The sequence below is a fragment of the Nodularia sp. UHCC 0506 genome, from assembly GCF_034931045.1.
Classification (GTDB): domain Bacteria; phylum Cyanobacteriota; class Cyanobacteriia; order Cyanobacteriales; family Nostocaceae; genus Nodularia.
In genome coordinates this window covers 43,172-52,024 of record NZ_JAYGHH010000032.1, presented here as the reverse complement: position 1 = coordinate 52,024, position 8,853 = coordinate 43,172, and the positions used below count along the sequence as shown (strand labels likewise).

Here is an 8,853-nt window from a genome sequence, read left to right as displayed (position 1 = left end):
GGAAATTTAATAGTGAGCATCTCCACATTTCTGCGGATATTTCAAGAGCGTTCTGTACAAGATATAGATATAGGTTTAATTAAGCTCAAACCTGGCGCTAACCCTGAAAAAGTTTTAGCAAATTTAACAGCTAAGTTACCTAAAGATGTTACAGTAATTAAATTACTCGTGAAAATTTTATGAAATTAGAAAAAGACTATTGGGCATTGAGAACACCTATTGGTTTTGTGTTTAATTTCATGGTGATTATGGGCTTTGTTGTGGGCGTAATTGTTGTTTATCAAATTCTCTATAGTAATATTTCTAATCACTTGGCTGAATATGCCACACTCAAAGCTATGGGGTTTAAAAATAAATATCTTTTGAGTATTGTTTTTCAACAAGCTATAATCTTAGCATCTATGGGTTATATTCCAGGTTTTGCCATATCTTTAGGGTTGTATGATATTGCCAAAAATGCGACTCAATTACCTGTGATCATGAACTTAGAAAGAGCAGTTATCGTATTTTTTATAGCCATAATTATGTGCTTATTGTCTGGATTTTTCTCTACGAACAAGCTCCGAAAGTTAGACCCAGCAGATATTTTTTAACTTGCTTAATTAAAATATGTTCCTGCCTACCTCTCCTTACTCATAAGAAAGTTGAAATTCAATTTCATCCCCGAAAAAAAATATTAACCGCCCATAGAACAGGATGAATGCAAATGAACGCAGATAAATTCCCATCTCGGCAAATTAAACAACAATATATTGTCAAGATAGAAAACCTGAATCAATACTTGGGAAAAAATGCCTTAAAACTTCAAATTTTGTTTGATATTAATTTTGCTATTCGACCTGGGGAAATTGTCATTATGACGGGTCCTTCAGGTTCAGGAAAAACAACTTTATTAACTTTAATTGGTGGATTACGTTCTATTCAAGATGGAAGTCTCAAATTTTTTGAACAAGAACTCTATGGAGCTACTAACGAAAAATTAGTACAAGTCCGTCGCCATATTGGTTATATTTTTCAAGCTCACAATTTATTAGATTTTTTAACAGCCCGACAAAACGTCCAAATGTCACTGGAGTTGCACAAAAACATCTCCCCCAGGGAAGCACGCCGCAAAGCAGAAGCTATGCTCAATGCCGTTAAATTGGAAGATAGAGTAAATTACTATCCATCTGACCTTTCAGGAGGACAAAAGCAACGGGTAGCGATCGCGCGAGCTTTAGTTAGTCATCCCAAATTAATTCTAGCAGATGAACCCACCGCCGCCTTAGACAGTAAATCCGGGCGTGATGTAGTCAACCTCATGCAACAACTAGCCAGAGAACAGAATTGCGCCATCTTAATGGTGACACACGATAACCGCATCTTAGACATAGCAGATCGGATCATTCAGATGGAAGACGGACGATTAATTAAACAAGTAGTCTGCAATCCCACCCCAGTCTAGGTGTATTCTGCCCTCTGTGTACTCTGCGCCTCTGCGGTGCAAAACATTCTTAGTAATAATTTAACAATCAACAAAAAACGATAAAAATACTTGTCCAATCATTAAGAGTTATTTAATTAAACAACATGAATATTGTTAAAATCAAAAGCCAAACCCCAATCAGCAACTAGGTTTGGGCGATTAATTACCAACCCCATCAGCAAAAACTCCCCTTTCATTGCGACTCCAACATTTGAGACAATCAGAAGCGATTTCATAATCAAGCACTTATAGTTATTTCAATTGCAAAGGGAGAACACATTCATGAAATTAGCTTACTGGATGTATGCAGGGCCAGCCCACATTGGCACACTGCGAGTCGCAAGTTCATTTAAAAACGTCCATGCGATTATGCACGCCCCACTAGGCGATGACTACTTCAACGTCATGCGCTCCATGTTATCACGGGAGAAAAACTTCACCCCTGTAACCACCAGTGTAGTTGACCGCAACGTTTTAGCCAGGGGTTCTCAAGAAAAAGTGGTAGATAACATCACCCGCAAAGATGCAGAAGAACACCCAGATTTAATTGTGTTAACTCCCACCTGCACATCTAGCATTCTCCAGGAAGATTTACACAACTTTGTCGAACGGGCGCAGCTAGAAGCCAAAGGTGATGTCATGTTAGCGGATGTCAACCACTACCGCTTCAACGAACTGCAAGCCGCAGACCGCACATTACACCAAATTGTGCAGTATTACATCGAAAAAGCCCGGAAGCGGGGCGAATTACCCGCAGGTAAAACGGCAAAACCTTCTGTTAACATTATAGGTAATTCTACCCTGGGTTTTCATAACAACCACGACTGCACCGAACTCAAGCGGCTAATGGCTGATTTGGGAATTGAAATCAATACAATCATTCCTGAAGGTGCTTCGGTTCATGATTTGAAAAAATTACCCCAAGCTTGGTTTAACTTAGTACCTTACCGAGAACTGGGTTTAGCTACTGCGGCTTACTTAGAAGAACAATTTGGTACACCTTGTGTAGATATTACGCCAATGGGTGTAGTAGAAACTGCTCGTTGTATCCGTAAAATTCAGCAAGTAATTAACGCCCAAGGCGCGGAAGCTGATTACGAAGCATTCATCACAGAACAAACCATGAATGTATCTCAAGCTGTGTGGTTCTCCCGTTCTATTGACTGTCAAAACTTGACTGGTAAAAAAGCCGTAGTCTTTGGCGATAATACCCACGCTGCGGCCATGACCAAGATTTTGGCGAGAGAAATGGGGATACACGTTGTTTGGGCGGGAACCTACTGTAAATATGATGCAGACTGGTTCCGCGAACAAGTGAGCGAATATTGTGACGAAGTGCTGATTACCGACGATCACGGAGAAATTGGGGATGCGATCGCCCGCGTCGAACCCTCAGCCATATTCGGTACACAAATGGAACGCCACGTAGGAAAACGCTTAGACATTCCTTGTGGAGTCATAGCTTCACCCATACACGTGCAGAACTTCCCCATTGGATACAAACCATTTTTAGGTTACGAAGGGACAAATCAGATCACAGACTTGATATACAACTCCTTCACCTTGGGAATGGAAGATCACCTCTTAGAAATCTTCGGTGGACACGACACCAAAGAAGTAATCACCAAAGGAATCTCAGCCGACTCAGACCTCAACTGGTCGAAAGACGGACAAGCCGAATTAAACAAAATTCCCGGATTTGTGCGAGGTAAAGTCAAACGCAACACCGAGAAATTTGCCCGTGAGAGAGGCTTCAAAGAGATTAACGCCGAAGTGCTTTATGCAGCCAAAGAGTCCGTAGGCGCTTAGTCAGAAAAGAGGCAAGGGAGCAGGGAGCAGGGAGCAGGGGAGAAAAAAACTTGTTTAAGCTGGAAGCTTCACGCTATATAGATCCCCGACTTCTTGAAGAAGTCGGGGATCTGAGCCTCTCAGTGTTTGCCGAAGTATACATCTTAATATCATAAAACTTGTGGGGTGGGCATCTTGCCCGCCCTTGTATAAAAATTATCATCAACCAACCCATCTCTTAACTCCCCTCCTCGCTTGCGGGGAGGGGTTGGGGGTGGGGTTCTTCATAAATCGCTTATACTGTAATTTATAAGAAAGACGCTGAAAGACAGAGTATATATCTTGACAAATCCATGATAATTTGGCAACCCGATCAACCAATAAACAGAGGTAGATTTATCATTCAGGGAAAACCCTTGGGTTGCGGAGGTTATGGCATTACCTACAAAGCCCAAGAAACCAACACAGGGAAATTATACGCCATCAAAACCCTGAATCAGCAAATGCAACTCAAAAACGACTTTGCCGAAGAACAGGTAAAATTTATTAACGAAGCCTTGACAATTAAAGGTTTTGACCATCGCCATATAGTCAAAGTTAATGAAGTCATCCAAGAAGGCAAACTTTTTGGCATGGTGATGGAATATATAGATGGCGTAACTTTATTTGAATATGTCCAGAAAAAAGGACAACTATTAGAAACAGAAGCACTATTATATATAGACCAAATTGGACAGGCTTTAGAATATATTCATCAAAAGGGACACTTACACCGAGATATCAAACCGCAAAATATCCTGTTACGACAAAATCAACAAGAAGCGGTGTTAATTGACTTTGGTTTAACCCGGAGTATTGCTACCCAAAGCATGACTAACTCAGGTACAAACGGTTATGCACCCATAGAACAATATAGACGCAAAGGTAATTTTGGTTCCCATACCGATGTTTACGCTTTAGCTGCAACCTTATATTATCTGTTGACTGCGGACGGACTGAAAGCAGAGGGGGAACAACAGCCAGTACCTGCGGTAAATCGTAAGTATGATAATGAACCTTTACCAGAACCACGCAGTTATAATTCCCGTATTAGTCCGAGGGTGAATGATGCAATTTTACAAGGGATGGCGTTAGAACCCGAAGAACGTACCCCAACGGTGTTGCAGTTTCGCAAAAATTTGGGTTTAGTTGTCACCCCAGTACCAACCCCTCAGCGCAAGCATGAGAGAATCACCCCACCCCAAGAGATACAATTAAAATCAGCCGTAGGGATGGACTATAAAAAGCTGCGTGATTTACTCGCTACTGGAAAGTGGAAAGAAGCAGATGCGGAAACAGCACGAGTAATGTTAGCGGTAGCGAAGCAGGAATTTAAAGATGATCAGACAGAATTTTGGTTACAGAGAAAAAGTATTTGGAAATTTCCCTGTGAAGACCTCCGCATTATTGACCAGTTGTGGGTAAAATATAGTAATGGGCGATTTGGCTTTTCTGTCCAAAATCGCATTTATCAAAGTTTGGGTGGTGACTATGTGTACGACTCAGATATCTGGGAAGCTTTCGGGGACAAAGTGGGATGGAGAAAAGGAGGGATGAAAGGATTCTACGCGGATATTACTTTTGATATAAAAGCACCAAAAGCCCACCTTCCTGCTGTAATGGCAGGTTATTTGCCTTTTGTGGGGATGGGGAGGCAGGATGGGGTGGATTTCTTGGAGCGCGTCGAGACTTGTAAACTGTAACATCTAAAGGTTACAAATTATTTTTAAGTTTTATAAACACGTAATTTTCCACGAAGTCTTGCTGGTTCTGGCTTCCCGATACCTGGCACTCGGTTTTCTCAATCCGGCACAGATTTTTGTAGTACATCCTCCGTTGAAATAGGATTAGAGTTATAACAATTTGCTTTCACAAATTTAGACGCAACTTGTTGAATTTCCTCATTATCAATATTCAACTCATCCCAAAACAGCTTTAACTGTCCCGGTGAAGATTTTTTCCCTTTATTGCGTTGTGGTTTCATCCCTGCTAACAACCGACTTCCCCAACGGTGTCGCTTTTCCGGTTTAAAGCACCCCACTTTTTTACACGTCATTGCGAACGAAACGAAGTGGAGTGAAGCAATCGCAAAATCTCTGACTAACAACAAACCCATGCGATTGCTTCGTCGTTCCTCCTCGCAATGACAATTATTCTGTTGTTGCAAAATATTAACGACGATAATAATAAACCCGCCCCAACAACCCTAAAAAATCCTCCGCCATCAATTCATGACCAACGTTAACGAACGCGCCGATTTCGATAGCCCCTGGAAAGAAATTCTGGAAGCATATTTTCCCCAAGCCATGCAATTCTTTTTCCCAGAAACAGCAGTATTAATTGACTGGGAACGTCCCTACCAATTTCTCAACAAAGAATTTCAACAAATCGCCCGTGAAGCCGAACAAGGTAAACGATATGCTGACCAATTAGTAAAAGTTTGGCACACCCAAGGACAAGAACTGTGGTTATTAGTTCATGTAGAAATTCAGGCGCAAAAAGAAGATAATTTCGGTAAGCGGATGTTTACTTATAACTTTCGCATCTTTGACCGCTTTGACCAACCAGCCATCAGCTTGGCGATACTGTGCGACACCAACCGAGAATGGCGACCCAACAACTACAGTTACAATTATCCCGACACCCGCTTAGACTTTGAATTTGGTAGCGTCAAACTTTTAGATTACGAAGACCGTTGGGAAGAGTTAGAAAATAGCAATAATCCCTTTGCGACAGTAGTAATGGCGCATTTGAAAACCCAACAGACGCGCTCATCACCAGCAGAACGCAAAATCTGGAAATTCCGCCTAATTCGCCGATTATACGACATAGGCTTACAAGAGCAAGACATTCGTAACCTCTATCGATTCATCGATTGGGTTATGATTTTACCAAAAGCATTAGAAAATCAATTCTGGGACGAATTTAAACAATTTGAGCAGGAGAGGACTATGAGATATGTCACCACCGGTGAGCGCATAGGCTACGAACGAGGAAGAGAAGAGGGAAAACAAGAAGGACGACAAGAAGGCGAACAGGCGATTATTTTAAAACTACTCAAAAGACGAGTAGGTGAACCATCCCCAGAGATACAACAGCGCATCCAATCACTTTCAGGAAATCAATTAGAAACCCTTGGCGAAGCTTTACTAGATTTCACAAGTATGTCAGATTTACTCAACTGGTTGGAATCAAACATATCTGATTGAAATCTATTTTTAAATATCATATCTTGCCCCAGGCGACTAGAAGTCACGGCTACACAGGCAAAACCCGCCTACGCAGGTTAAAAACCTTAATTTTCTCTTAGTCCGCGCAGGTGGTCACTGAGCTTGTCGAAGTGCGGACTTTGTTTGTATAGCCGCGATTTCTAATCGCCAGGGCTAGAGATTTAAGTTTAAACAATTTGAGCAGGAGAGGACTATGAGATATGTCACCACTGGTGAGCGCATAGGCTACGAACGAGGAAGACAAGAAGGTGAATTAGCAGTTATTTTGAAACAGCTAAAAAGACGAGTAGGTGAACCATCCCCAGAGATACAACAGCACATCCAATCACTTTCGGGAAATCAATTAGAAACCCTTGGTGAAGCCTTACTAGATTTTACAAGTATGTCAGATTTACTCAACTGGTTGGAATCAAATTAACAGTAGGTTGGGTTGACGAAAGGAAACCCAACATCCTCGCCTGTTGACAGACTGTACCTAAAGAAGCCCAACATCCTGGACAGCGTTGGGTTTCGCTTTGCTCTACCCAACCTACACCTATAAATATTGTGGGGTGGGCATCTTGCCCGCCCTCATATATCTATTTAGACTAAATGTGCTGTAATCAGCTTAAAATATAATTTTAACTGCAAAAATCAAATGGCTGCCCAAGCTATCCTGACTATTATCAAAGGGAAACTTCCAGGAAGACAATATACCTTTGATTCTCGCACTACTTGTATTATTGGTAGAAGCCCAGAGTGCAATATTCAACTACCAAATGATGCTGACCATTCTACCATTTCTCGCTATCACTGCTTATTGGATATCAACCCGCCCAATATTAGAATTAGAGATTTTGGTAGCAAAAATGGGACTTACGTTAATGATAACAAAATTGGGCAGAGAGCAGCACATCAAACTCCAGAAGAAGGAGCAAAGTTACAATTTCCTGAATACGATTTAAAATCTGATGATGAAATTCAACTGGGCGATACTGTGTTTGCAGTGTATATCAAAGCTGACCCAGAAGAAATAAATATTCCTAACTTTTCTCTACCTACAATTAATCATCATCAACCTGCTATACAAAAACCCAACTTCTTAGCAATTATCCAAAGTTGGCTGAGTTTAGCCGCAGGTGGTAATCAGAACTTGCTGGCAATTCAGGGTTACAATATAATTAAATTACTCGGTAAAGGTGGTTTTGGTGAAGTTTATTTAGCCCAACACCATAATTCAGGTAAATTTATCGCTTTGAAAGTGATGTTACCTGCAATTGCAGCCAATGAAAATGCTGTACAAAAGTTTTTACGTGAAACCGAAAATACTAAGGTTTTACAGCATCCTCATGTTATCCAAGTCATCGATTATGGCTTTTTTGAGGATATTTTCTTTTTCACAATGGAATATTGTGCTGGCGGAACTGTTCTAGATTTAATGGCTAAGTATGGTGGTAAATTACCTGTGAATATTGCTGTGCCAATTATTCTGCAAGTTCTCAATGGTTTGGAATATAGTCATAATGCCGAAATTCCTTATGTAAAATTACAAAATGGTGGTTATGGGAAAGGTAATGGTTTAGTTCACCGCGATTTGAAACCGGGGAATATTTTACTTAATTACATTGACGGCAAAATCACTGCTAAAATAGCAGATTATGGTTTAGCAAAATCTTTTGATTTGGCAGGTTTAAGTGGACAAACTCTCACAGGTTCTTCATCTGGGACACCTGCTTTTATTCCTCGTCAACAGCTACTAAATTTTAAATATGTCAAACCAGAAGTTGATATTTGGGCAACTGCTGCTTCTCTTTATAATATGTTAACGGGGGAATTACCCCGCAATTTTACAGGCGACCCATTTTTAGCGGTGTTGCAAAATGACCCTGTACCTATTCGCCAACGTCATGCAAATATCCCTAAAAAGTTGGCTGAGGTGATTGATTTGGGTTTAGTGGAGAAACCAGATATTTATTTTAAGAGTGCGGTAGATTTTAAATCTGCTCTGCTGGATAGCTATAAGACAATGTTAATTTAAAGTGAGTAAGTCGGCGTAAATAATCAAAAGTTTGTAGTCAGGACTTTAGTCCTAAATTAAGGGGTGTTCGCGCGGCCTTCTCGTAGGGTAGCAGCATCTTACCCGCCCTCGTGTACCTATTTAGATTAAATGTGATTTAATTAGCTTAAGAATATAATTTTAACGCATCAACAGATAATAAAGCTTAGACAAAATAAGGGTTTCAAGGGAATACTTATTATAGTATATACTTAGTAAAATTGTATAATATAATTTACATTTCAAGGCAAAAGCCAATTTACTGCATACTTTAGCAGAAAAATACATAAATACAA

Annotated in this window: 6 protein-coding genes and 2 pseudogenes; 7 read left to right on the top strand and 1 reads right to left on the bottom strand. The window is 40.5% G+C overall.

Annotated elements, in window-relative coordinates; all coding sequences use genetic code 11:
- From VB654_RS16970 to VB654_RS16955, 4 genes and pseudogenes are all read left to right on the top strand, one after another.
- Positions 1-593, top strand: a pseudogene (locus VB654_RS16970) (FtsX-like permease family protein); the annotation flags it as partial.
- A gap of 113 nt (positions 594-706) precedes the next feature.
- Entirely contained in the window at positions 707-1,444 is a 738-nt protein-coding gene (locus VB654_RS16965) for a DevA family ABC transporter ATP-binding protein (protein ID WP_323214989.1), read from the top strand.
- A gap of 303 nt (positions 1,445-1,747) precedes the next feature.
- Positions 1,748-3,274, top strand: coding sequence for a ferredoxin:protochlorophyllide reductase (ATP-dependent) subunit B (gene bchB / locus VB654_RS16960; RefSeq protein ID WP_323214988.1), 1,527 nt, complete (start codon positions 1,748-1,750; stop codon positions 3,272-3,274).
- 332 nt (positions 3,275-3,606) lie between these two features.
- Positions 3,607-4,995 (top strand): serine/threonine-protein kinase, encoded by a 1,389-nt coding sequence (locus VB654_RS16955; RefSeq protein WP_323214987.1) that lies wholly within the window; start codon positions 3,607-3,609, stop codon positions 4,993-4,995.
- Between the two features lie 98 nt (positions 4,996-5,093).
- Here the strand turns inward: VB654_RS16955 and VB654_RS16950 are convergent, their stop codons facing one another.
- Complete coding sequence (locus VB654_RS16950) at positions 5,094-5,348, bottom strand: hypothetical protein (protein WP_323214986.1); 255 nt, start codon at positions 5,346-5,348, stop codon at positions 5,094-5,096.
- 175 nt (positions 5,349-5,523) lie between these two features.
- Between VB654_RS16950 and VB654_RS16945 the strand changes: the two genes are divergently transcribed.
- The 3 genes and pseudogenes from VB654_RS16945 to VB654_RS16935 all read left to right on the top strand — a co-directional run bounded on the left by VB654_RS16945 (position 5,524) and on the right by VB654_RS16935 (position 8,539).
- Positions 5,524-6,501 carry a DUF4351 domain-containing protein gene (locus VB654_RS16945; protein ID WP_323214985.1) on the top strand — a complete coding sequence of 326 codons (978 nt, stop codon included), beginning with the start codon at positions 5,524-5,526 and terminating at the stop codon, positions 6,499-6,501.
- A 184-nt stretch (positions 6,502-6,685) separates the two neighbouring features.
- A pseudogene (locus tag VB654_RS16940) lies at positions 6,686-6,940 on the top strand (DUF4351 domain-containing protein); the annotation flags it as partial.
- A 219-nt stretch (positions 6,941-7,159) separates the two neighbouring features.
- Complete coding sequence (locus tag VB654_RS16935; protein ID WP_323214984.1) at positions 7,160-8,539, top strand: protein kinase domain-containing protein; 1,380 nt, start codon at positions 7,160-7,162, stop codon at positions 8,537-8,539.
- Positions 8,540-8,853 lie beyond the last annotated feature (314 nt).

Bases quoted from the DNA above. Each gene is read 5' to 3' on its own strand.
- VB654_RS16950 (WP_323214986.1), bottom strand. From the start codon at position 5,348: ATGACGTGTAAAAAAGTGGGGTGCTTTAAACCGGAAAAGCGACACCGT.
- VB654_RS16955 (WP_323214987.1), top strand. From the start codon at position 3,607: ATGATAATTTGGCAACCCGATCAACCAATAAACAGAGGTAGATTTATC.
- VB654_RS16935 (WP_323214984.1), top strand. From the start codon at position 7,160: ATGGCTGCCCAAGCTATCCTGACTATTATCAAAGGGAAACTTCCAGGA.
- VB654_RS16965 (WP_323214989.1), top strand. From the start codon at position 707: ATGAACGCAGATAAATTCCCATCTCGGCAAATTAAACAACAATATATT.
- bchB (WP_323214988.1), top strand. From the start codon at position 1,748: ATGAAATTAGCTTACTGGATGTATGCAGGGCCAGCCCACATTGGCACA.
- VB654_RS16945 (WP_323214985.1), top strand. From the start codon at position 5,524: ATGACCAACGTTAACGAACGCGCCGATTTCGATAGCCCCTGGAAAGAA.